This window comes from Gilliamella sp. CG35 (genome assembly GCF_046635745.1).
GTDB lineage: Bacteria > Pseudomonadota > Gammaproteobacteria > Enterobacterales > Orbaceae > Gilliamella > Gilliamella apicola_I.
Genome location: NZ_JBIDFH010000004.1, coordinates 152,103 through 177,042, shown reverse-complemented (window position 1 = coordinate 177,042; position 24,940 = coordinate 152,103). Strand labels below are relative to the sequence as shown.

26 protein-coding genes and 1 CRISPR repeat array are annotated in these 24,940 nt (G+C 35.3%); of the genes, 19 read left to right on the top strand and 7 right to left on the bottom strand.

Annotated features, from left to right (window positions below; translation table 11 throughout):
• The first annotated feature begins 71 nt into the window (after positions 1-71).
• The 3 genes from ACGH4F_RS03345 (at position 72) to ACGH4F_RS03335 (ending at position 3,397) form a co-directional block, all read left to right on the top strand.
• Positions 72-1,169: a DUF6708 domain-containing protein gene (locus ACGH4F_RS03345; RefSeq protein ID WP_411589966.1), complete on the top strand. Its 1,098-nt coding sequence runs from the start codon at positions 72-74 to the stop codon at positions 1,167-1,169.
• A 379-nt stretch (positions 1,170-1,548) separates the two neighbouring features.
• Positions 1,549-2,615: a CRISPR direct-repeat array (repeat unit 29 nt; unit sequence GTGTTCCCTATACACATAGGGATAAACCG).
• Positions 2,616-2,895: 280 nt separating this feature from the next.
• Positions 2,896-3,150, top strand: coding sequence for a type II toxin-antitoxin system prevent-host-death family antitoxin (locus ACGH4F_RS03340; RefSeq protein WP_267352425.1), 255 nt, complete (start codon positions 2,896-2,898; stop codon positions 3,148-3,150).
• Positions 3,143-3,397 (top strand): Txe/YoeB family addiction module toxin, encoded by a 255-nt coding sequence (locus ACGH4F_RS03335; RefSeq protein ID WP_411589975.1) that lies wholly within the window; start codon positions 3,143-3,145, stop codon positions 3,395-3,397. The genes ACGH4F_RS03340 and ACGH4F_RS03335 overlap by 8 nt, the downstream gene beginning before the upstream one ends.
• Positions 3,398-3,425: 28 nt before the next feature.
• Here the strand turns inward: ACGH4F_RS03335 and ACGH4F_RS03330 are convergent, their stop codons facing one another.
• Both ACGH4F_RS03330 and ACGH4F_RS03325 read right to left on the bottom strand, forming a co-directional pair.
• Positions 3,426-3,665 (bottom strand): hypothetical protein, encoded by a 240-nt coding sequence (locus ACGH4F_RS03330; RefSeq protein WP_411589974.1) that lies wholly within the window; start codon positions 3,663-3,665, stop codon positions 3,426-3,428.
• A 231-nt stretch (positions 3,666-3,896) separates the two neighbouring features.
• Positions 3,897-4,412, bottom strand: coding sequence for a hypothetical protein (locus ACGH4F_RS03325; protein ID WP_411589965.1), 516 nt, complete (start codon positions 4,410-4,412; stop codon positions 3,897-3,899).
• A gap of 461 nt (positions 4,413-4,873) precedes the next feature.
• Between ACGH4F_RS03325 and tmk the strand changes: the two genes are divergently transcribed.
• The 7 genes from tmk (at position 4,874) to yciH (ending at position 11,469) form a co-directional block, all read left to right on the top strand.
• Positions 4,874-5,518, top strand: coding sequence for a dTMP kinase (gene tmk / locus ACGH4F_RS03320; protein ID WP_267352423.1), 645 nt, complete (start codon positions 4,874-4,876; stop codon positions 5,516-5,518).
• The gene (locus tag ACGH4F_RS03315; protein WP_411589964.1) at positions 5,515-6,501 is read left to right on the top strand and encodes a DNA polymerase III subunit delta' C-terminal domain-containing protein; all 987 of its coding nucleotides are present in this window, start codon (positions 5,515-5,517) and stop codon (positions 6,499-6,501) included. The genes tmk and ACGH4F_RS03315 overlap by 4 nt, the downstream gene beginning before the upstream one ends.
• Before the next feature lie 63 nt (positions 6,502-6,564).
• The gene (locus ACGH4F_RS03310) at positions 6,565-7,965 is read left to right on the top strand and encodes an MBOAT family O-acyltransferase (RefSeq protein WP_411589963.1); all 1,401 of its coding nucleotides are present in this window, start codon (positions 6,565-6,567) and stop codon (positions 7,963-7,965) included.
• A gap of 59 nt (positions 7,966-8,024) precedes the next feature.
• Entirely contained in the window at positions 8,025-9,248 is a 1,224-nt protein-coding gene (locus ACGH4F_RS03305; RefSeq protein WP_411589962.1) for a DUF459 domain-containing protein, read from the top strand.
• Entirely contained in the window at positions 9,232-10,410 is a 1,179-nt protein-coding gene (locus ACGH4F_RS03300) for a GDSL-type esterase/lipase family protein (RefSeq protein WP_411589961.1), read from the top strand. The genes ACGH4F_RS03305 and ACGH4F_RS03300 overlap by 17 nt, the downstream gene beginning before the upstream one ends.
• Before the next feature lie 26 nt (positions 10,411-10,436).
• Positions 10,437-11,141 carry an orotidine-5'-phosphate decarboxylase gene (pyrF, locus tag ACGH4F_RS03295; RefSeq protein ID WP_411589960.1) on the top strand — a complete coding sequence of 235 codons (705 nt, stop codon included), beginning with the start codon at positions 10,437-10,439 and terminating at the stop codon, positions 11,139-11,141.
• Positions 11,142-11,145: 4 nt separating this feature from the next.
• Complete coding sequence (yciH, locus tag ACGH4F_RS03290) at positions 11,146-11,469, top strand: stress response translation initiation inhibitor YciH (protein ID WP_411589959.1); 324 nt, start codon at positions 11,146-11,148, stop codon at positions 11,467-11,469.
• Between the two features lie 54 nt (positions 11,470-11,523).
• Here the strand turns inward: yciH and tmaR are convergent, their stop codons facing one another.
• The 5 genes from tmaR to aspS all read right to left on the bottom strand — a co-directional run bounded on the left by tmaR (position 11,524) and on the right by aspS (position 16,320).
• Complete coding sequence (gene tmaR / locus ACGH4F_RS03285) at positions 11,524-11,844, bottom strand: PTS system regulator TmaR (protein ID WP_065558977.1); 321 nt, start codon at positions 11,842-11,844, stop codon at positions 11,524-11,526.
• A gap of 272 nt (positions 11,845-12,116) precedes the next feature.
• Positions 12,117-13,583, bottom strand: coding sequence for a 4-hydroxy-3-polyprenylbenzoate decarboxylase (gene ubiD / locus ACGH4F_RS03280; RefSeq protein ID WP_411589958.1), 1,467 nt, complete (start codon positions 13,581-13,583; stop codon positions 12,117-12,119).
• An 89-nt stretch (positions 13,584-13,672) separates the two neighbouring features.
• Complete coding sequence (locus ACGH4F_RS03275) at positions 13,673-14,089, bottom strand: hypothetical protein (protein ID WP_267352416.1); 417 nt, start codon at positions 14,087-14,089, stop codon at positions 13,673-13,675.
• A gap of 10 nt (positions 14,090-14,099) precedes the next feature.
• Positions 14,100-14,552 (bottom strand): dihydroneopterin triphosphate diphosphatase, encoded by a 453-nt coding sequence (gene nudB / locus ACGH4F_RS03270; RefSeq protein WP_267380394.1) that lies wholly within the window; start codon positions 14,550-14,552, stop codon positions 14,100-14,102.
• Positions 14,553-14,562: 10 nt separating this feature from the next.
• Positions 14,563-16,320 (bottom strand): aspartate--tRNA ligase, encoded by a 1,758-nt coding sequence (aspS, locus tag ACGH4F_RS03265; RefSeq protein ID WP_267352414.1) that lies wholly within the window; start codon positions 16,318-16,320, stop codon positions 14,563-14,565.
• Between the two features lie 272 nt (positions 16,321-16,592).
• Between aspS and ACGH4F_RS03260 the strand changes: the two genes are divergently transcribed.
• The 9 genes from ACGH4F_RS03260 (at position 16,593) to rseP (ending at position 24,931) form a co-directional block, all read left to right on the top strand.
• Positions 16,593-17,384 (top strand): DUF3100 domain-containing protein, encoded by a 792-nt coding sequence (locus ACGH4F_RS03260; RefSeq protein ID WP_267361320.1) that lies wholly within the window; start codon positions 16,593-16,595, stop codon positions 17,382-17,384.
• Complete coding sequence (locus ACGH4F_RS03255; protein WP_267352412.1) at positions 17,381-17,830, top strand: hypothetical protein; 450 nt, start codon at positions 17,381-17,383, stop codon at positions 17,828-17,830. Before ACGH4F_RS03260 ends, ACGH4F_RS03255 begins: the two co-directional genes overlap by 4 nt.
• Before the next feature lie 20 nt (positions 17,831-17,850).
• On the top strand, positions 17,851-19,170 hold the full coding sequence (locus tag ACGH4F_RS03250) for an amidohydrolase (protein WP_411589957.1): 1,320 nt from the start codon (positions 17,851-17,853) through the stop codon (positions 19,168-19,170).
• Positions 19,171-19,249: 79 nt separating this feature from the next.
• On the top strand, positions 19,250-20,011 hold the full coding sequence (locus ACGH4F_RS03245) for a molybdopterin-synthase adenylyltransferase MoeB (RefSeq protein ID WP_411589956.1): 762 nt from the start codon (positions 19,250-19,252) through the stop codon (positions 20,009-20,011).
• Between the two features lie 8 nt (positions 20,012-20,019).
• A complete protein-coding gene (dusC, locus tag ACGH4F_RS03240) occupies positions 20,020-20,982 on the top strand; it encodes a tRNA dihydrouridine(16) synthase DusC (protein WP_411589955.1) in 963 nt (320 codons plus the stop codon).
• A 357-nt stretch (positions 20,983-21,339) separates the two neighbouring features.
• Positions 21,340-21,972, top strand: coding sequence for a cAMP-activated global transcriptional regulator CRP (gene crp, locus ACGH4F_RS03235; RefSeq protein WP_267352408.1), 633 nt, complete (start codon positions 21,340-21,342; stop codon positions 21,970-21,972).
• 56 nt (positions 21,973-22,028) lie between these two features.
• Positions 22,029-22,760, top strand: coding sequence for an isoprenyl transferase (locus ACGH4F_RS03230; protein WP_267352407.1), 732 nt, complete (start codon positions 22,029-22,031; stop codon positions 22,758-22,760).
• Entirely contained in the window at positions 22,754-23,596 is an 843-nt protein-coding gene (locus tag ACGH4F_RS03225; RefSeq protein WP_411589954.1) for a phosphatidate cytidylyltransferase, read from the top strand. Before ACGH4F_RS03230 ends, ACGH4F_RS03225 begins: the two co-directional genes overlap by 7 nt.
• A 15-nt stretch (positions 23,597-23,611) precedes the next feature.
• Positions 23,612-24,931, top strand: a complete 1,320-nt coding sequence (gene rseP, locus ACGH4F_RS03220; RefSeq protein ID WP_411589953.1) for an RIP metalloprotease RseP — start codon at positions 23,612-23,614, stop codon at positions 24,929-24,931.
• Positions 24,932-24,940: the final 9 nt, after the last annotated feature.

The window sequence follows — 24,940 nt, the reverse complement described above, 5'->3', positions numbered from 1 at the left end:
GCAATGGTTAAAATCACAATGCGAATTAATCATAATAAAAACAGAAGGACATAAGGTAAGGACATAAAAAAATGTACGTAGGTGAATTTTTATTATGGTTTGGTAACGCCATGAAATCCGAAACCCGCAAAAAATTAAAAATGGGCTATAACTATGCTGATATGACACTCAAAGAAGTGCAAAAAGACTATACCCAAGAATCGGTCAGTAACAATCCCAGACCAATAGGACCTTACTACGCGTATAACGATCGCTATTTAGAAATTCGAGGAGGAATGTTTGAGAATTTTCGAGGTATTGTAACATGGATTAGTTTGCTTATGTTTTTTATGCCTGCTTCTGGCGCTTATCTTGGATTAAGAATTTTTTTGAGGTTATATAATAATGAGAGTGATAATTTTGGTTCAGGAGTATTCGCAATATTTTTCTTTTTTGTTATATCTTTGATACTTACCTATTTATGCATCCGCTATTTCCGTTATATCTATCGTTTTGAACTCTTCACCATACGCCATATTCGGGTACGCTTTAATCGGGTGACAAGGCAAGTCTATATTCAGCGCCCTAAATACTGCGGTGGCACAGTAGTGTTTAAATGGGAACATATTATGCCATCGAACTTTGGCGAAAGTGGCTCGGATATGGGTGGCACCAATATGGTTAATTTAATGAGCTTTCACCCGTATAAAACTGGCTTTCCGATTGCTCATTCCGTCGGCATCGGCAAAAACACCTATAACCCACAAGACTATAAAGACGAATGGGAATTTATCCGCCGTTATATGGAGCATGGACGGGACAATCTGCCTAAACCTCGTTTAAGCACCCATTTACCCATGCCTTTCCACGGTTTTAGTGGTCATGTAAGCCCGATGATTCATGCAGTAAAAAATGCGCCTACTTTTTGGATGTATATTTTATTAATACCGGTATTTTTAGTTTTATTGCCGTTTTACACCGTGGGCTACTTTATTTCGGAATGTTTATGCTGGCAACCCCGTTGGCCGAAGGTGATTCGTCAAGCAGGCAAAACAGGCAAACCAGTCCCGAAAGAAACCACCTTATCGGACTATCCGCCAAAAGTGCAACAAGCCATACTAGAAAGCCGTTTAGAGTGGGGCGTACGTGACGAAAAGACAGGTAAACTGGTTGATTATGGCAATGGTTAATGTGCAAAAATATTTTTAATAAAATGATTTATTTATAAATAATAATGAGTACAGATTGTTAATTTTGATAGTCAAAGGATTAAACATAAATTGATGTTAAATACTTGCCTAAATTAAAGGCAAGATCAGCATTTAACCATTCGTCAAAATCAATTACCGAAAAGTAAAATATACCATTGCTATCAAAATCGGTCGGTGCGCCGAGGAGTTGTAAAAGCAGGCTCTACTTAAAAATCTTTTTAAACATAGTTAACATTATGATAAATATAAAATTACATTGATAATGTGCATTAAAATCAATCGCCTAAAAAAACATCAATAAATTGGTGGAATTTTACACCTCTCTATTTTAATTAATAAACAATAAGTTATAATTAGAGTGTTCCCTATACACATAGGGATAAACCGGCTGATGCTATGGGATTCACAGGTAGAGATGGGTGTTCCCTATACACATAGGGATAAACCGCAGGACAATATCTCGTATTAGCTCACGCCCAAGTGTTCCCTATACACATAGGGATAAACCGGATTGTTGCGCTAAATTACTAAATTGCGTGAAGTGTTCCCTATACACATAGGGATAAACCGATTCGCTTGAGCAGGACATAGCAAAAGCGAACGTGTTCCCTATACACATAGGGATAAACCGAGCGGTCGAGGAATTGGGCGAGTGGTAGGCAAGTGTTCCCTATACACATAGGGATAAACCGGGATTATTTCTACTAAAAAACAGCACAAAAAGGTGTTCCCTATACACATAGGGATAAACCGCCGGCCAGAACGCTGGCGGGATAGTATGATTAGTGTTCCCTATACACATAGGGATAAACCGTGCGGTAGTATCAGGAACAACAACTGGTGATTGTGTTCCCTATACACATAGGGATAAACCGTCCGACAACGTTCAAATCGTCGATACTAGCGAGTGTTCCCTATACACATAGGGATAAACCGGAGGAAATACGAGGGCGAAATTTTGTTTAGCCGGTGTTCCCTATACACATAGGGATAAACCGTCGGTAACCACACAACTTGCTTGTCTCAATACGTGTTCCCTATACACATAGGGATAAACCGAGAAATTTTTTGGTTTTATCGATACCGTTAAAGTGTTCCCTATGCACATAGGGATAAACCAGGTGGTGTGACGTTCGGTTATACAGCTCAATTGTGTTCCCTATGCACATAGGGATAAACCGTGAAAAACGTAGTCCGCAACGCAGTGAGGAACGTGTTCCCTATACACATAGGGATAAACCGACAGACCGATTTGACATCGATTACGAACTGACGTGTTCCCTATAAACATAGGGATAAACCACGATTGGGTCGCTGTACGTGGGATTCGAGGCTGTGTTCCCTATATACATAGGGATAAACCGTTCCCTCTTAGTGAAACATAAAACAGAATTAAGTGTTCCCTGTATACACAGGGATAAAACGAAAATTCAATAGATAAAGATAAAATTGATGAAAATATCAAGTTAAAAAAAAGCTATTGTGATGGTTGAATTCAGGGGAAAACCTGCAAAATTAATTTTGAATAAAAAACCGGCTTGGGAAGGGTTAGGATGGATATAAAACCTAGATGATGATGAAGAATTTGAAACAGAACTAAAAAATATAAAAATTATTTCAATAACTGAAGGTTAAAATCATTGACATTGTACAGGTTTGTTGTACAATGTTTATTGGTTAATTACTTTTAAGAGGAATAATAATTATGAGACATGTTAGTTATTCAGCTGCTCGAGCTAATTTATCAGCAACAATGGACGAAGTTGTAAATGATAGAATGCCCACAGTTATCACAAGACAAAATGGAGATAACTGTATTTTAATGTCGTATGATGATTTTACAGCGTTACAAGAAACTGCATACTTACTACGTTCTCCAGCTAATGCTCAACATTTGTTAAATTCATTAGAACAAATTAATAATGGGAATTTAAAAGAGCGTGTGTTGAATGATGAATAAATTATTTTCTGATGAATCTTGGAATGACTATCTTTATTGGCAAGCAACCGATAAGAAAATGATAAAAAGGATTAATGAACTATTAAAGGATATTAGCAAAACACCTTTTTCGGGAGTTGGAAAGCCCGAAGCATTAAAATTTAATTTATCAGGATATTGGTCAAGACGCATAAACAGTGAACATAGGTTAGTTTATAAAATTGAAAATAATTGTATTATTATTTTATCGTGTCGTTATCACTATTAATAAAAGCCAATAATAGTTGGCTTTACCATTATTTAATTAAAATATTTAAAAAAATAAGAAATATTACAAATATAAGTAATACTAAATTTACCATTGAATGGGTATTAATTTTCTTTCTTTCGTCTTCTAAATTTATTTTAGCCGCTAAAATTTCCTTTTTTATTAATTCACTGATTTCAGTTGTGGATTTTTCAACATATTTAGTTAATGTTTTTTTACTAGCGGATAATGAAGCGTTTAAACTTTTTTCTGCATATTTTTCTGTAATTTCATCATATTAAGACATAGTAAATTCTAATAATGATTTGCTCTGAACAATATCAAGATAGGATCATCGTTACTAATTAAGATATTATTTTGTTTCCTATACACATAGGGATAAACTGTTGCTAAAAGGTATTCTAATAGTGAGAGAATAGGTTGCTTGATTATATGAACTTTTTTCATGATCATAATCCAATACTTGGTATGGCTAATTCATTGATTAATGCATTAGGGATCATTTCAATTTTTCATCCATGTTTTCGTAGATCTTAATCGGTTTAATGGGAACTAAATCTCCATCTTTTACTTCACATTCGGAATTATTACTTGAAACAACCATAATCTGTCCTCTTTCTAGTTTAAAATCTAAAAGAGCTAATGCTCCCTCTGAAGCCAAAGCCACATAATCTCTGGCATCTGGAGGAAACTCGTAATAAACTACTTTGTTATTATATACATACACAACTGTATTAGAGAATTCTTGAGCTATTCCATATCTAGAATTTGGAAAAGATTCTACTTTCTTAACATCAATATTTTGTTCTCGCATTAATGTAATATAACGTCCACTAATACTGCCACTGATTAACCAAACTTCATCCCATTTAAAATTAGTATAATCAGATAAGGTTATGGTTTTAGGATGATTGTTTTTTACATCTTTTAAAACCTTTTCTAAAGGTGTTTTGTTGCAACTGGTTAATGTTACTAGTGACATAAATGTGACTAATAGTAGAAGTATTTTTTTCATTCCTTGTTATTCCAGATTAATTTTGTTTTATATTCTTGTTTAGATTTGATTGAAAGTCCGCTTAATGATTCTATCTTATCTAAAAACTTTATTTTCTTTTTCAACACTGCTTTGATTACTCATTAATACTACGATAAATTACTTATTAAACAGATGATAAGCGAGCGAAAAAACAATCGATATCTTATATTGACAAGATAATAGATATAAAGTTCACATATACAATGACTTTTCTATAACTGAATAATATCTAATTATTTTTATTCGGATTTATTTGGATGTTATAAACCAATTGCGGCTAAGTAAACAGGATGTTCTACTCTGTCGGTCTATTAAAAAGTTTTCATATTTGATAAGTATTAACATGGTATTTACGATACGAACTAAAATAATCGGTAAAAATAGCGTACAATAGCGCAATGTTTACTTGTACATCAGCTTAATTAATTTAGGAAATAAGTATGACCGGCAAATTTATTGTCATTGAAGGACTTGAAGGTGCAGGAAAAACCACAGCAATTAATACTGTTGCGCGTATTTTAAAGCAATCTAATATTGAAGATTTACAATTTACTCGTGAGCCGGGTGGAACTCCGATTGCTGAAGCGTTACGTAATATTATTAAAAATGGTTTAGAACATGAGCCGTTAACGGATAAAGCTGAATTATTGATGTTATATGCGGCTAGAATTCAACTTATTGATAATGTTATAAAACCCGCTCTTAAAATAGGAAAATGGGTAATAGGTGATCGTCATGATTTATCCACGCAGGCATATCAAGGAGGGGGACGCCAACTTGATAGCGTATTGATTGAAACGTTACAAAAGCAAGTGTTAGGTGATTTTAAACCCGATTTAACTTTGTATTTGGATGTTGATCCAAAAATAGGATTAATGCGAGCAAAATCTCGTGGTCAGCTAGATAGGATTGAGCAGCAATCTATCCTATTTTTTGAACGTACTCGTCAACGCTATTTAGAGCTTGCTATGCAAGATGATACTATTGTGACTATTGATGCCAGTCAATCAATGAATGTGGTAACACAGCAAATTGAAGACGTGTTAACTGCATGGTTATCATTAATACAGGTTAATAATGCATGATCAAAAATGGATATAGTTGGCTCACGCAGCCATATCAGCAATTAGCGACAAGTATTTTACATGATCGAGCCCATCATGCTTTATTAATTAATTATATTCAAGGTAGTGGTGAAAATGAGCTAATTGAGCAATTAGCAAATCGTTTATTATGCCAAGCATCAAGCGATCTAGCCCCTTGTTTAAAATGTCATAGCTGCCAGTTATTTTTGTCTCATCATCATCCTGATTATTATAAGATAACTAACGAGCAAGGTAAGCAATCGATCGGTATCGATCAGATTCGAAGTATTACCGCTAAAATTTATGAAAAATCACAGCAAGGCGGTAATAAAGTGATTTGGATTAAACATGCTGCCTTAATGACCGAAGCCGCCGCAAATGCATTATTGAAAACGTTAGAAGAGCCACCTGCAAATACTTATTTTATTTTAAGTGACGATCATAATAGTCATTTATTACCAACTATTTATAGTCGTTGTTTTTCTTATTTTTTACCGATACCTAAGCTTGAACAGTCTATGGATTGGTTGAAAAATATACAGGATTTACATCATAGTGATAATGAACTTGCGTCAGCTTTGTTATTAAGCGAAAATGCGCCATTAACAGCAAAAACTTTGTTGGATCCTACAAAATGGCAACAACGTAAAGTATTTTGTGAAAATTTATTGAGTGTTATTCCTAATAATGATTTTTGGACGCTTGGCGTAACATTTGAGCATGACCATTTTATTGATCGCATTAGTTGGTTTTGTGCTTTATTAAGTGATGCTTTGAAAGCAAAACAAAAAGCTGGACGGTATATTATTAATCGTGATCAAGTGCCATTGGTAAGATTATTGGCAACATTAAGTTATGAAAAAATTACTGTTCTTTATGAACTCTGGTTGAATGCCAGACGTCAGTTATTGTCAATAACTGGGTTGAATAAAGAATTATTGGTTTATTATGTTCTTTCTCAATCAGAGTTGATTTGCGATTAAATATTTTCATGGAAGTGTTGAGGGATATTATTTTATATGTAAATGTTTTAACGAAGGATTATAGTGAGTTATTTATCTATTGAATTTGGTCTGTTGTTTATCGTTTTTTTTGCTATATATTGGGCATTTAACTTATTACCTAAATTCCAAAATGCCTTGTTACTCGTTTCAAGTTATTTAATTGTAAGCAGTTATAGTTGGCAATTTGCGTTGATTCTTGGTGTTTATACCAGTGTAACTTATCTTATTTCCATTATGATATCGGTTTCAAAAGATCATGCTAAAAGTTGGTTGATTTTTGGCTTAATAATATCGATTAGTAATTTAGCATTATTCAAATATTTTGATTTTTTCCGACAAGAACTACAAGCTTTACTTAACGTCTTTCATATTCCTATTTTATTACCATTATTTTCTGTGCTAATCCCTATTGGGATTTCCTTTTATACTTTCCATTCTGTCAGTTATTTAGTTTCAGTTAAAAGAAAAGAGATTGAAGTAGCTAAATTTTGGGATTTTGCACTTTTTTTATCTTTTTTCCCCAGTATTGTCGCAGGGCCGATCAATCGAGCTAAAGATTTTTTGCCGCAAATTTCAGTTTGCGAACCCCGCCAAATTTTAGAGCCATATCGAGCTTTTATATTAATCATGATGTCAATCATTAAAGTTTATTGTTTAGGTGGTTGGATAAATGATGCATGGGTTAACCCCATTTTTGCCAATCCATTAGAATTTAGTGTGATTGATTTATTAGTGGGTGTATATGCTTATGCAATTCAAATTTATCTCAATTTTTCAGGCTATACGGATTTGGTGACTGGTATTGCTTTGTTGTTAGGGTTTCGTCTACCAATTAATTTTAATCAACCTTATTTATCTTTAAATTTAAGGCATTTTTGGGCGCGTTGGCACATAAGTTTATCTCAATGGATTCGGGATTATATTTATATTCCGCTTGGCGGTAATCGTAAGGGATTTACCCGAACACAAATCAATGTTTTGTTGGCAATGTTTTTATCGGGATTATGGCATGGTGCAGGTATCAATTTTATTATTTGGGGTATTTGCCATGGTATTGGTATTGTGGCTCTGAATATTGGTGATCGCTTTTTTGGTCGTGATGTGATTAGTCAACGCTCACCTTTTATTGCGCGTTTATTAACTTGGCATTATGTCTGTTTTACTTGGTTGTTTTTTTATTGTGAAAATTTATCCGATGCTTTGGATTATTTAATGGCATTAACGCATAATGTGATGATAAAACCACAATATTGGCAGGCTTTTTTAATTATCATGGTTGCTTATTTAGTTTATCCAATGTGTAAAAATCTGCCAAATTTGGCAACGGTACTGTTATCTAAAGTTAATAAATTATGTTTACCTGTGATAATGATATTAATTTTGTGGTGTGTCATTTATTTTGCGCCGTCAGGTATGCCCGATTTTATTTATGCCAGTTTTTAATTGTGTTTTAAAATTTTTTAAGATCAGTTTTGACAAGGAACAGTAATTTGAAGGATTTTATGAAGTTAAGTAATATGCTAACAATGCCAACTAACAAAACCTTATCTGCATTTTATATTGTTATAGTGTTAGTTGTTACAGCTATTGCTTTAATGGTTTTGTTTCATAAATCAATATTGATTTATTGCCAGCAATCTTACCATTTTGAGTTTTTTGATATGGCATTAATGGTGGATGATGCTAATGTCACTGAGGATGATCAGACAAAATGGACTAATGAATCGTATGAATCAGAGGAGTTAGAAAACACGAATATTGAAAAGGATAATCAAAAACATCCTAATGTCGTGACTGCAAACGCAATTGCAGATAAACAGTTACAACAAAATAACCGGCAAAACAAAACAATAAAATCCAATCACACAACTGAAAATAATAAACAAAAATTACCGTTAATTAAGGGTGATAGCCTGCAAGCTACTAATAAACGTCAAACTCATTCTGATAGTCAACTAAACAGTACTCGGACTAATACAGCGTTAGGTAATACGGTAACATTGAATGAATCAAGTAACCCAAGACTTAGCAATAATACCGATTTTACTGAACTTTCACCGATTGTTTTAACTAAAAATGACAAAGTCCTTTTTGCGGGGGATTCATTAATGCAAGGGGTTGCACCATATGTTAAAAAAATGTTATTTAAACAATATAAGATAGAAAGTATTAACTTGAGTAAACAAAGTACTGGGCTTGCTTATCCAAAAGCTTTTGATTGGCCAAAAACAATTAATGATGCAATCAGTGCTGATGCCTCCATTAAATTAATCGTCATTTTTTTAGGCCCTAATGATCCGTGGGATTTTCCTGTTAAGGGATATGCTAAATATGCTAAGTTTAAATCGCAATTGTGGGAAGAACAGTACCGTTTACGTGTTGCATCGATATTAGATATCGCAAATCAACATAATGTAAAAGTACTTTGGCTTTCACCACCTTGTATGCGTAAACCAAAGTTGAATGACGGAATGAATTATTTAAGCCATTTATATGAATCCGAAGTTGAAAAAGCGCATCAACATTTTATGGAAACCAATACATTATTAGGTTGTTCTTACGATCAATTTAACAGCTATATTGAGACTAATAAGCAAAAAATTAAAGTAAGAATAGACGATGGTATTCATTTTACAATAACTGGACAAAAGCTTTTAGCTCAAGCAATTTTGGACCAAATCACATCCACTTTATCAGAGGATTCCCACATTGAATCAATGCATTAAAACTATGGTTGCTGTTTTTTTGGTGGTGTTTACTGTCAGTTTTAGTACTATGGCTGAAAGTATTCCAACGTCTAAGTCTGTGATTGTTGATTTTGGCGATCCAAATGCTAAACAATTTGTTTTACGCTTAAATTCATTAGTCAATAATCAAGACCACACCCATAAAGTTGTCAATATCACCCAATTTGGTGATTCTCATACCGCTGCAGATTTTTTTACAGGCGAATTTAGAGCGTTGATGCAAGATAAATATGGTGATGCAGGTATAGGTTGGGTTCCTCCTGTTTGGGTTAAAGGGCAAAACCATACTCGAGTTAGTTTGAAAGATTCTAATTGGGAATTGTTAAGTAGTCGAGTATTAAGTAATCTCGATTTTCCTATGGGCGGTTTTATCGCTAAACCTATTAATTCTCAAGCTTCTATTGAGTTGGCACTTAAAGCAGACGATAGAGATATATGGAAAGTTAGCCTTATTTTTAAAACAAAGAAAATGACTAAAAATCCATTAAGTATCTATAATAAAGATAAAATTACCTTTAGTTTCAAGAATAAATTTGGTGGTTGGCAAACGACAACGTTTACTTCAACGCTTCCTATTACCATTAAAAGTAAAGATAGCACTGAAATTGGTGGATTTTGGTTAACTCGAGCCAACAAGTCGGGTGTTATTGTATCTGCGATTGGTTCGAATGGGGCTAAGCAAACAATTTGGCAAAAATGGCGTCCTCAGTGGTTTCAGGAATTATTGTTATCCAAAAGCGATTTGGTTATTTTGGAGTATGGAACAAACGAGAGTTTCGATGAGACTTTAGATGCAGATGAATATCGGAAAAATTTAGTCTACAACATTCGTAAAATTCGAAAATTATTGCCGAATGCTGCAATTTTATTGATTTCACCTCCTGATACAATGATTAATCAAACTGAAATTCCAAAGTCTTATAATTTAGTAAAAAGGATTCAAAAACAAGTGGCTAAATCAGAAAAAACACTGTTTTGGGATTGGCAGGCCGCTATGGGGGGAAGTCATTCGGTTAAGCTTTGGTCTAAGTATGGATTGGCTCGGTCAGATTTAGTACATCAAACCTTGCAAGGCTATAAAGAAAGTGCCAAAATCTTTTATAATGATTTAAATGAATTTGTTAAAAAAAATAGCGATTAGTTATTAATAAAAGGAATAAATCTGTTATGTCTTCACCTATTATCGTTGCTGTTGATTTTGCTGATGTTAAATCAGCTTGGAATTTTATTGATCGTGTTGAGCCAAAAGATTGTCGTTTAAAAATTGGCAAAGAGCTTTTTACGCATGCGGGGCCCGATTTTATTAAACAGATTATGAATAAAGGTTTCGATATTTTTTTGGATCTGAAATTTCATGATATTCCAAATACGGTTGCTAAAGCTATCGTAGCTGCTGCTGATTTAGGTGTTTGGATGACAAATGTTCATGCTAGTGGTGGGTCTCGGATGATGCAGGCGGCGAAAGACGCACTCTATCCATATGGTAAAGATGCGCCTCTTTTAATCGCGGTAACTGTTTTAACAAGCATGGAGTCGGTAGATCTTCAAGAAATCGGTATCCCTGTTTCGCCTTTGGAACAAGCCACTAAATTAGCTTTGTTAGCCAAAAATTGTGGGCTTGATGGCGTAGTATGCTCCGCTAAAGAAGTGCAAAGTTTTAGAACTCGCTTAGGGAGTGATTTCAAGTTAGTGACGCCAGGTATCAGACCCGCCGGTTCCAATGCTGATGATCAGCGTCGAATTATGACGCCACAACGTGCGCAAGCTGCAGGATCGGATTATCTGGTTATTGGTCGTCCGATTACGCAAGCAGAAGATCCTTCTTTAGCATTGCAAACTATTTTATCAACCCTTGATTTGAGCAAGAGTTAATTTCATGATGTCTGATAATCCACTTGTTTATTCTACCGATCAAGGTCGTATTAAATCGGTTGAAGTAAAAGAATCTCGACCTAAAGGGGATGGGGTTATTCGAATTCAACGCCAAACATCCGGACGTAAAGGCAAAGGTGTGTGCGTCATTTCAGGATTTGATTTTGATGATGCCCAACTTCAAAAAATAGCTGCGGAACTCAAAAAACGTTGTGGTTGTGGTGGAGCAGTTAAAAATGGTAGCATTGAAATTCAAGGCGATAAACGTGATTTACTCAAATCTTTGCTGGAAGAAAAAGGCTTTAAAGTAAAGTTAGCCGGTGGTTGAGTTGTGGTAATTGTCTTTACTCCCATTATTGAATGGGAGTAAATCTGCTATATGTTAGTGAGAACGATAGCTACGCATTTTGTTGCTGATTTCACGGCGTTCTTTTGAAATTTCAGCATTTTTGATAATATAATCATCTACACGATCATCATAATCACTTTTCATGTTAGCAATAATTGCTTGAAGTTCGTCATAAGTCATATCTGGTTTTATATAATCACTCAAATTTTCAAGTAATAATACTCGTTTTTGGTTATCTCGGATTTTTTTCTCATTATCGGATATTTCACGTTTTAATTTGTTTAAACGACGTGATAAACGAATATATTCTAATACATCTTGAAATGATGGTGCGGCGTTTTTTTCCTTGTCCATCTATAACCCCTTATTTCTAAAATTGGAAAAAATAAATTATGACTAATTATATACTAATAAATTTATAGATGATAATTAAATCTGTTTTGAGTGTTTATCAATTTTAAATTATGTTCAATGAAAAATCATTGATATTACAATAATTTACTACCGTTCAATGTGAGCTTGCTTATGATTTTAATGGCTATTTATTTATTCCTATTTGTCATCAACGATAAATATCGATGCTATTGACCCAATGTAGAGTGTTTAATTGAACTTATCATGTCAGTTTACTCTAAGCCAAGTTTATCCCAAATTTCATCGATATAAGCCACAACTTTTGGATCTTTTTTGATGATTTTTCCCCATTCTCGCTGAGTTTCGCCTTGCCATTTATTGGTCGCATCTAATCCCATTTTTGAGCCTAACCCAGAAATAGGCGAAGCAAAATCTAAATAATCAATCGGCGTATTGTCAATAAATGTGGTATCACGATGAGGATCCATGCGCGTTGAAATAGCCCACATGACATCTTTCCAATCTCGGGCATTGATATCATCATCACATACAATAACAAATTTGGTATACATAAATTGGCGTAAGTAAGACCAAACGCCCATCATGACACGTTTAGCATGGCCTGGATACTGTTTTTTGATGGTCACAATTGCAATCCGGTAGGAACATCCTTCGGGTGGTAAATAAAAATCGACAATTTCAGGAAATTGTTTTTGTAAAATAGGGATAAATACCTCATTTAAAGCGAGTCCCATTACGGCTGGTTCATCGGGTGGACGACCCGTATAGGTAGAGTGATAAATCGCATCTTTTCGACGAGTTAAATGCGTAACCGTAAAAACAGCAAATTTTTCAACTTCGTTGTAGTAACCAGTATGATCACCATATGGGCCTTCAGGCGCTAATTCATTCGGATCAATATAGCCTTCTAAGATAATTTCGGCGGTAGCGGGGACATCTAAATCATTGGATAGCGATTTTACTACTTCAGTTCGACTATTGCGTAACAGACCTGCAAAGGCGTATTCTGGTAAGGTATCTGGTACGGGAGTGACTGCACTTAAAATGGTTGCTGGATCTGCACCAATGGCAACACTAACAGGAAACTTTTCATTAGGATGGGCTTGTTGCCATTCTGCAAAATCAAGCGCTCCTCCTCGATGAGATAGCCAGCGCATGATTAACTTATTTTTACCCAATAATTGTAAGCGATAAACGCCGACATTTTGCCTTTCTTTATAAGGTCCTTTCGTTATCGTTAGTCCCCAAGTTAAAAGTGGTGCTACATCATCGGGCCAACAATGCATGATTGGCAGACGAGTTAAATCAACTTCTTCATTTTTAAAAATCAATTCCTGACAAGGCGCAGACGATCGTCGCTTAACAGGCATATTTAATATTTGCTTATATTTGGGTAACACATTAAAAAATTGCTTAATGCCTTTTGGTGGTTCTGGCTCACGTAAAAAAGCTAATAATTCACCAATTTCACGTAATTGCGATGTATCTTCTAACCCCATTCCCATCGCAACACGTTTGGGTGTTCCAAATAGGTTACAAAGTACGGGCATGTCATAACCAATAGGATTTTCGAATAATAAGGCTGGGCCTTTAGAACGTAAAACACGATCTGCAATTTCGGTCATTTCCAAATAAGGATTAACAGGATAGAAAATTCGTTTTAATTCACCTTGTTCTTCAAGATAATTTAAAAAATCACGAAAATTGGTCAAGTTCATAAAAATAATTACTCCCTATTAATCTGCCTTTGTTTACACTAATTTAAGGTAGTCTAACATCCTAAATGTTAACGTTATTTTGTCATCAACTAGTCAGCGTCAAAATTTTCACTATAAATAGGCACTTGTTGATTTAGATTGCACTTCACAATTTTAGGTAATAATGTTTTAAATTGCTGTTGGTCGATATCAATAAATTTATTTTCATCTACTTGATAAAAAAGATATTGGGTCGTTTGATCTTCAAACTCAAAAGAAGCAATCCAATAGTTTCTATCATCATTGTTTTCATTAGCAAACACTTTGATGATGGTATTTTCTCGTATTTCAGGTTGATTATGTAATTTGTGTTCGATAATATTTTCAGCGATTTGCGAATCGATTTCATCGAAAATGATATAATCAGTTTTGTTGGTTTGACATGTTTTAATGTTAATTTCAGCATAACTATTAGGTATAAAATACAATAAGCTTGATAACACAATGGCATACTGACTTAATTTCATTTCCTACTCCTTAGTTAATCTTGTTTAATTGAATAATTTCATTAATTGCTTCTTGATTATTTGGCGATGCTGTTATTTTAGCTGCATCGCTAATTGTCAACCATTGATAGGCTAAATGTTCAGTAAGCGTTGGTGTTATTTCATTTTCGAGCGGTAAATAAAACCAATGTTCTTTATTTATTTCAACTTCAGGTGCATATCGATGCCTAAATTGTGGAAAAATCTTGAATTCAACCGTATGGTTAGTATCGATTAAATTAAGATTTTTACCCAGAATATCAATGCCTGTTTCTTCAAAAACCTCACGAATGGCAGTTTCAACCGGCAATTCGTTATCTTCCATGCTACCTGTTACTGACTGCCAAAAATTGGGATCATCTTTGCGTTGTAGCATAAGACAACGCAAAGTTTTTTGACAGTAAATAACAACTAAAACAGATTCAGGCTTTTTGAACTTTTGCATTAAGACATCACTATTTTTTGCTAACTTCAATACCAAGCTCAGCTAATGCATTAGGATTTGCCGGGCTTGGTGCATCTGTCATTAAACAAGTTGCCGCTGTTGTTTTAGGAAATGCGATAACATCCCGGATATTATCGGTACCTGTTAATAGCATACTTAATCTATCTAAACCAAATGCAAGTCCTGCATGTGGCGGTGTACCATATTTTAGCGCATCAAGTAAAAAGCCAAATTTTTCGCGTTGATCGTGTTCATTTATACCTAAAATAGAAAACACAGCTTGTTGCATTTCACTACGGTGAATACGTACTGACCCTCCACCTACTTCATATCCATTGATAACCATGTCATAAGCGTTAGCTATCGCGTTTTCAGGATTTTGTTTAAGCTGTTCTGGCGTCAAGTCTTTTGGTGATGTAAACGGATGGTGCATCGCACTAAGACCTTCTTCCGTTTCTTCAAACATTGGGAAATCTACTACCCAAAGCACAGCCCACCTATTTTCATCAGTCAGATTTAAATCTTTACCTACTTTTAATCGTAGTGCACCTAATGCATCACTGACAACTTTATAACTATCTGCCCCAAATAATAAAATATCACCATCTTTGGCATTAGCACGATTCAACAGTGCTTCCATTTGCGTTTCATTAAAGAATTTAGCAACCGGACTTTGTACCCCTTCAAGACCTTTATTACGGTCGTTGACTTTAATCCATGCCATACCTTTAGCGCCATAGACCGAAATAAATTGAGTGTAATCATCTAACTGTTTACGGGTTAACTGGGCTCCGTTTGGTACGCAAAGTAATGCAACTCGACCTTTTGGATCATTTGCTGGGGTTGAGAATACGTTAAAATTGACATCTTTTACTAAATCGGCAACATCTATTATTTCTAATGGATTTCGTAAATCAGGTTTATCGCTACCATAACGGCGCATCGCTTCGGCAAACGTCATGATAGGGAATTGACCTAAATCCACATTTTTAACATGTAACCAAAGTTCACGGATCATTTGCTCCATAACTTCACGGACTTGCTCTGCGGTCATAAACGAAGTTTCAACATCAATTTGTGTAAATTCTGGTTGGCGATCTGCACGTAAATCTTCATCACGAAAACATTTTACAATTTGATAATAGCGGTCAAAGCCAGACATCATTAATAATTGTTTAAATAATTGCGGTGATTGTGGCAGTGCATAAAACTCACCATTGTGAATTCGACTTGGTACAAGGTAATCACGCGCACCTTCTGGCGTTGCTTTGGTTAACATAGGGGTTTCAATATCAAGAAAACCATGCTCATTCATAAAGTTACGTACAAACGCAGTAATTTGAGCACGAGTTTTGAAGATGTTTGTCATTTCAGGACGACGTAAATCAATATAGCGATATTTTAAACGCTGTTCTTCACTGTTGTTTTGGTTAAAATCAAGTGGCAGCACATCACTGCGATTGAAAATTGTCAGCTCAGTGGCTAAGATTTCAACTTCACCCGTAGCCATGTCTTTATTTGCTTGTCCTTCTGGTCTTGCTCTTACTTTTCCTTTAATTTGAATGCAAAATTCATTACGAAGTTCACTGGCAAGTTGATAAGCTTGTTGATATTCAGGATCAAAAAATACTTGTACAATCCCTTCGCGATCACGCATATCAATAAATATCATACCGCCAAAATCTCGACGCTTATTGACCCAACCGCATAATGTGACTTCTTGATTAATATGAGATGCTGTTAAATGACCACAATAAATTGAACGCATAAAATATCCTGTTTAAATACCAATCTTATAAAAAAATATGAGGTATTATAAATCAAATAGTGTCCTTATAAAGGCATTTGTTGAGATTTATTCTTTAATTATTTTTGCGTCATTGAAATATATTGTTTGGTTATGTGTATTTAATGGTAGATGCGTGTTGACGCAAGTAATCTGGGTTATGTATATTAGCTGTGCAAAATAATAATTATTATGATAATAGCTGTCATGGATAGTTTTATTGACCGGAAATTTATGTAAAGAGGCGTGAAAGGATGGAAATTTTAAAAGACTATAGAGTGCATTTGCTTGCGCTGATAGTTGTTTTAGTATGTGAGTTTGTTGGTAGGCAGTCTATCTGGATTATCATGTTGTATCCTATGCTATTTGCCATGATTATTGGTGGTCTTATCAGTCTTCCTAAATTAAAAATCTTAAAACATAAAAATATGCTTCATGCTAGTTCGGTGATGATTGTGACGTTAATGTTACTGATTGCCAAATTAGGCGTTGCGGTGGGGCCTAAAATTGATATGATTTTGCATGATGCTAAGTTGGCATTGATTTTCCAAGAATTAGGGCATTTTGCGGGTACTATTTTACTCGGTTTACCGTTGGCAATGATGTTAGGTATGAAGCGTGAAGCGGTCGGGGCAACCTATTCTGTTGCACGTGAACCCAATATTGCCATTGTGGCAGATAAATATGGATTGGATTCGCCCGAAGGTCGTGGTGTCATGGCAATGTATGTTTGTGGTACGCTCTATGGGGCGATTTGGATGAGTATTCTTGCTAGTGTAATGGCAAAATTAGACGTTCTTCATCCTTATGCATTAGCCATGGGGGCAGGGGTTGGTAGTGGTAGTATGATGGCGGCATCACTTGCGCCGATAAGTGACCTTTATCCGAATATGGCGAGTGACATCAAAGCTTATGCAACAACGGCTAATTTAATGTCTAGTATAGTTGGTATTTATATTTATACATTATTCTCACTACCGTTTGCTTCTTTTCTCTATAATGTTTTTGCTCGTTTCCAAAGCAGTAAAAGGAGCTCACTATCATGAAGATTTTCGAAACCGTTTTTTTATTGATTTTAGTCGCAATTATCATGGCTGCTGGCAATACAGTCGGTTATCATGTTGATTTTATGCTGTCATTACAAGCTTTAGCTGTGCTTGTCGCAATATCGGTTGTTGGTTTTTTTATAAGCAAAGTGCCATTATTCAATAAACTTCCTGTTATTTTGTGGGTGTCAGTTGTGGCGGCTGTGGCTTCTTCACCGATATTTCCATTTCATGAGCAAGTTGTTGCGATAACTGAACATGTCTCTTTACTTGCTGTTTGTACACCAGTGCTTGCTTACGCTGGATTAGCCATTGGTAAAGATCTTGCTTTATTCAAAAGTATCTCATGGCGAATTATCCCCGTTTCATTAGCGGTGTTTTCCGGTACTTTCCTTTTTGCCGCCATCATTGCCCAAATTACCTTAAAGTGGGAAGGTGTGATTTAATATTAGGTAGGATTTAATGTATGACAAAAGAAGAACTAAAACGACAAGTTTGCAGTGCCATTGCTAATCGTAAAGCAGATATAAAAGCGATTGCTGAGGCAATTTGGGCTGAACCTGAACTGGGCTATAAAGAACACAAAACCGCAAAAAAAGTTGAAGAAGCTTTTGAAAAACTTGGTGTACCCTATAAAAATAAATTGGCGTTAACAGGAGTCAAAGGGCGCTTAAAAGGTGGAAAAGGAAGCCAATGCAGTGTCGCAATTATTGGTGAGCTTGATGCCATTATCTGTGCTGACCATCCTGCAGCCGATGAAACCTCTGGCGCTGCTCATTGCTGTGGTCATAATGCTCAAATAGCGAATATGATGGCTGTCACCATGGGATTAATCGATTCTGGAGCGATGCAATTTTTAGCCGGTGATGTCGTTCCTTTTGCAGTACCGGCCGAAGAATACGTTGAAATTACTTATCGTAATCGTCTGATTGAAGAAGGTAAAATTAAGTATATTGGTGGTAAACCCGAACTTATTTCACGGGGTGAATTTGATGATGTGGATATGGCACTTCAAATTCATTTAACCAGTGTACCAAACGATCGCCAAGACGGATTTATTGAGATTTCAACCACAAGTAATGGATTTATCGGTAAATTAATCAAGTATAAAGGTGAAGCAGCACATGCGGCGGCGGCTCCTCATGCTGGTGTTAATGCGTTAAATGCAGCAATGATGGGGATGATGGGCGTTCATGCTATACGTGAAACGTTTCAGGAAAAAGATTATATTCGTTTTCATCCAATCATTACCCAAGGTGGTGATTTGGTAAATGTTGTGCCAAGTGATGTCAGAATGGAAAGCTATGTTCGAGCGGGTAATGTTCCGGCAATGATTGATGCTAATGAACGAATTAATCAGGCTTTAAAAGCTGGGGCAATGGCTGTAGGGGCAACTTGTGAAATTAAAGATTTACCGGGTTATCTTCCATTGCAAAATAATCCAACCTTAAATGCATTTTTGAAAGCAAATGCTGAAGCGTTAATTGGCGAGGAAAATGTGTCGGTTGCACCGCATATGACCGGTAGCACAGATATGGGCGATTTATCGCATATCATGCCTGTTAGTCATCCGTGGATAGGATCCGTTAGAGGTGTGTTACATGGTAAAGATTATACGGTATTTGATGAAGAGATGGCTTATATTCGTCCTGCTCAAATGATGGCATGTACCATTATCGATTTACTATATGATGATGCAAAACCAGCTCAAACATTATTATCAAACTATAAACCATTGATGACTAAAGACGAGTATTTAAGCTTCTTAGCGAGTTTTGATAAATAATGTTTATGACTTGGCACAATGCTGTGCCAAGTTTCTGCTATAATAGATTCTTTATGATTAATCACGATGATGATTCCCTATGCTAGCACTATCCGATCAAGAATTACTTCGTTATGACAGGCAAATTTCCTTACTAGGCTTTGATATCGATAAACAGCAAATGTTAAAAAATAGTGCAGTATTGATCATCGGGCTAGGCGGTTTGGGGTGCGCAGCTTCGCTTTATTTGAGCCGTGCAGGTATAGATAAATTGACGCTAGTTGATTTTGATACCGTATCAGAATCAAATTTGAATCGTCAAATTTTATATACTAATCAAGAAATTAATCAATTTAAAGTAGATGTAGCGAAACAAACATTAATTAAAATGAATTCTGATATTAAAATCGAGACTATTAATCAGAAACTTGATGATATTTCGTTAACTTCTCTTATAAAACAACATAATCTTGTCATTGATTGTACCGATAATTTATCTTCGAGAGAGCAGATTAACCGCTGCTGTTTCCAAGTAAAAATACCGTTAGTGTCTGGTGCTGCAATTCGAATGGAAGGCATATTAACGACTTTTACGTATCAAGCAAATGAGCCTTGTTATCACTGTTTAAGTCGATTGTTTGGGCAGGATCAACTGACATGTGTTGAAGCGGGTGTAATGGCGCCTTTAGTAGGTATGTTTGGTTCCATGCAGGCATTAGAGGCAATTAAAGTTTTGACTGATTATGGTCAACCTTTGGTTGGTCGTGTACTGATGATTGATGCAAAAAGTATGCATTTTAATCACGTATCATTGTCGAAACAGCCAGATTGTCAGGTTTGTGGAAACAGTCATAAAATATAGGTAACACAATGAATATCGATCGTATTATTTTAGCGCCAATGGAAGGGGTACTTGATTATCATGTCCGGCAAATTTTGACTGAAATAAACGCATTGGATTACTGTGTGACCGAGTTTGTGCGCATTACTCATCATAAATTATCCAATCGAACTTTTTATCGACTTTGTCCCGAGCTGAATCATGGCGGCAAAACGGCATCCGGTACTCCAGTTCGTGTGCAGATTCTTGGACAATCACCCGAGTGGATGGCAGAAAATGCCGTTAAAGCAATTGAATTAGGCTCGCATGGGGTAGATATTAATTTTGGCTGTCCTGCTAAAACCGTCGTTGGTAGTCATGGTGGCGCATATCTATTGCAATATCCAGATCAAATCTTCAATATTGTTAAGCAAGTCAGACAGGCAATGGGAACATCCGAAATATTATCCGTTAAGATTCGTTTAGGTTGGGCAGATAAATCTTATTGTTATGAAATTGCTGACGCCATTGCACTTGCTGGTGCAAATGAGTTGGTTATTCATGGTCGAACAAAAGCGGATGGTTATCAAGCCGATAAAATTGATTGGCAAACAATTGGAAATATAAAGCAACGGGTCGATATTCCGATCATAGCCAATGGCGAGATTTTTTCTATACAACATGCGCAAGATTGTGTAAGGCAAAGCCAAACAAGCGATATTATGCTAGGACGCGGAATATTAACTATACCAAATTTAGCGAATATGCTACGTTTTAATGAAGCGCCTTTAAGCTGGCAAAATGTATTAAATATATTAATGCGTTACGCAACCATAACGATAGAAGATGTAAAACCGTTATATCACTCAGCTCGCATTAAACAGTGGCTTGCTTATTTTCGGCAATACTATGCGCCTGCATCAGACTTACTCAGTCAAATTAGGACACTAAAAACACAAAAAGAGATTTCAGAACATTTAAAGCGAATCACAGATCAATCACAGCATTTTTGACGGTGAAGTTGTTCCATTGGTCATTGATATTGCTTACGATGACGTACTTGGTCATCACGTTTGTTAGAGTATAATTAGAATTAAATCAATATACTTTTTGCCTAATTGAATTCTTTATAAATATTTAATTGTTATATAAATTAGATTCACGAATTCATTTTTCATCGTTATCTTCCAGAAATTGTGTAAAAATCAAACTTAAATATTTAGTCCTGATATTATAGCTATAATAAGTGATATAACAACGATTTATCTAGAATAAAAAACGGATTATCTTAATTGTGAGTATATAATTTATTATGTAATTTTGTTATAGTGTATAAGTTGTAAATTGTAAAATAGTATAGAGAGGACTGAATGATTATCGGTAAGCAACAATCGGATACAACGTTGGAATGGTTTTTGTCTCATTGCCATATTCATAAATATCCAGCTAAAAGTACCCTGATTCACCAAGGAGAAAAAGCCGAAACTCTCTATTACATCGTTAAAGGTTCTGTTGCTGTTTTAATCAAGGATGATGAAGGCAATGAAATGATTTTGTCTTACTTAAATCAAGGTCAGTTTTTGGGCGAATTAGGACTTTTTGAAGAAGGCACAGAACGAAGTGCTTGGGTTAAAGCGAAAACAAGTTGCGAAGTGGCTGAAATATCGTACAAAAAATTTAAACAACTTGTACAAGTTAATCCTGATATTTTGATGCGATTGGCAAGCCAAATGGCAAGTCGTTTACAAGTGACTTCAGAAAAAGTCAGTAATTTAGCTTTTCTTGATGTTGCCGGTCGTATTGCACAAACTTTGTTAAATTTAGCAAAACAGCCCGATGCGATGACGCATCCGGATGGCATGCAAATCAAAATTACTCGTCAAGAAATAGGTCAGATAGTTGGTTGTTCACGAGAAACAGTAGGGCGAATTTTAAAAATGCTTGAAGATCAGCATCTCATCTCTGCACACGGTAAAACGATTGTCGTTTATGGTACACGATAATTGAAAAATATTACGAAATTTAGTCATAACATGATTGATATAACGCGAGATATTACATGACACAAGAAAGATGTATTCCAAGTCATGTGGCTATAATTATGGATGGAAATGGTCGCTGGGCAAAAAAACAAAATCAATTACGAGCATTTGGTCATCGTGCCGGTTTGAAAGCTGTGCGTAAAATTGTGAGTTATGCTGCAACCATTGGTATCAAAGTACTAACTTTATATGCGTTTAGTAGTGAAAATTGGAAACGCTCATCCAATGAAGTGTCATCTTTACTTTCGCTATTTATTTATGCATTAAACCGAGAAACAAAAAGTTTACATAAAAATAATATTCGTTTGAATATCATTGGGGATATTTCGCGTTTTAATGAGCAACTTCAAACTATGATAGTTAATGCAGAGGCATTAACTAAAAATAATTCGGGACTGGTGTTAAATATTGCCGCTAACTATGGCGGACGCTGGGATATATTACAATCAGCCCGCAATATAGCAATACAAGTAAAACATGGTGAGTTGATGATAGATGATATTACTGAGGAACGTTTAGGGTTAGAAATGTCAATGGGTGATTTTCCGGATGTTGATTTAGTTATTCGTACTGGTGGTGAATACAGAATAAGTAATTTTTTATTATGGCAAATTGCTTATGCTGAACTTTATTTTACTGATACTTTATGGCCGGATTTCGATCAGGCGTTATTTGATCAAGCAATCAGTGATTTTAATACCCGGGATCGTCGTTTTGGCGGTATTCTAGTGGAGGAGCAATCATGTTAATTCACCGTATTTTAGCTGCTATTATTCTAATACCTGTTGTTATACTAACGCTTTTTTTCGCGCCATTATCACTCTTCACCTATATTATGATTTTTATTTGTGGTCTTGCAGCGTTTGAGTGGTCGCAGTTTTTAGCAATAACCCAAAAACCGCAAAGAGTTATATTTGCTTTAGTCGTTATTATTTTATTAAGTTTACTCTGTCTATTACCCATTCCGGTTGTGGTAAAATTGAAGTTATATTCAGGGTTATTGTTACTTTCGTTATGTTGGTGGTTGGTTGCACTATTTTTAGTTCTTACCTATCCAAATACGGCTAAATATTGGCGTGGTTCTATCACTGCTAAATTAATATTTGCTTTTTTTACTCTCGTTCCTTTTTTTATCGGGATGATCGAACTTAGAATGATTAATTATAGTGCGAATACTTATACCGGCGCTTATTGTCTGTTATATGTCTTTATTTTAGTCTGGGCAACAGATACTGGCGCTTATTTTGTTGGGCGCAGTATGGGGAAACGTAAATTAGCACCAAAAGTTTCACCCGGTAAAACTTTAGAGGGATTTATTGGCGGTGTGATTGTTGCCGTTGTTATTAGTTTTATTGCCTACTTTACCGGATTTATTTCAATTAATTTGACCAGTTTTATTATGAGTTCTTTATTCGCTATTTTTGCATCAGCATTAGGTGATTTAACTGAAAGCATGTTCAAACGTGAAGCAGGCATCAAAGATAGTGGAAATTTAATCCCTGGACATGGCGGTATTTTAGATCGTATTGATAGTTTGACTGCTGCAGTGCCGATTTTTGCAGCATTATCTTTCAATTTATTTTAAATAAGGTAATTAACTTTGCTTTGGTCTCTGTTGTTATTTATTATTACCATTAGTATATTAGTTACAGTACACGAATTTGGGCATTTTTTCGTGGCAAGGCTATGTGGCGTTCGGGTTGAGTGTTTTTCCATAGGATTTGGGAAAAAAATATGGTCATATAAGTTTTCAGGTGGAACAGAATTTGTCATTGCTATGATTCCACTAGGTGGTTATGTTAGAATGCTGGACGGAAATGCGAAAAACTTATCAACCGACGAAGAAAAACAGGTTTTTGATAAAAAAAAGATATGGCAACGAGCAGCAATTATATTTGCAGGTCCATTTGCTAACTTTATTTTAGCTTTCATTCTTTATTGGATAATTTTTATGCTTGGTGTTGTTACCTATCCGGTTAAAATAGGTAGTACAATACCCGATACACCTGTTGCTACTGTGAATATCCCTTCAGGAGCAGAGTTAAAAAAGATTAATAATATACAGATCGAAAGTTGGAATGATGTAAATTTTGCATTAATGTCTATTTTAGGACAAGATGATGTGACGATTACCTATTTGATTAATGCTGGTAATAATCATCAAAAAGAAGTTAGTCAACGTGTTGATATTCGTCATTGGCATTTTGATATTGAAAAAGAATCAGCAATAAAGACCTTTGGGTTGGTACCTAAAACATTGGAAATTTATCCAATTGTGAGTAAAATTATACCAAATTCAGCTGCCGAAAAAGCGGGTTTACAAATTGGTGATAAGATTCTAAGTTATGATGAACACCCTTATGTAGATTGGAATGATTTTTCAGCTATAATAAAGAAAGGTAATCAAATAAGATTAAAAATTGAGCGTGAAAATAAAAATCTTTACCTTGATTTAACGCCGTCAATACAGGCAAATGGGGAAGGTATTGCGGGGCTATATCCTACCTCGGAAGCAGTCATTAAGCAGTATGGATGTTTAGAAGGGTTTGGCAAAGGATTAGAACAAACAGTGTTAACTACTCAGTTAACAATTCGTTCTTTTTATCAGTTAGTAACAGGTGTTATTGGACTTAATCATTTATCAGGACCAATAACAATAGCAAAAAGCGCAGGGCAAACAGCAAGTTATGGTTTCACACCTTACTTATATTTTCTGGCATTTATTAGTATAAGTTTGGGGGTAATCAATCTTGTTCCATTACCAATGCTAGATGGTGGGCATCTTATTTTTTTATTATTTGAAAAAATAAAGGGTAAAAGTCTATCAATTAAAGCAAAAGAACGTTTTTATCGTTTCGGATTTGCTTTTTTACTGGTAATAATGGGGATTGCACTATTTAATGATGTTTTACGATTGTGATGGAATGAG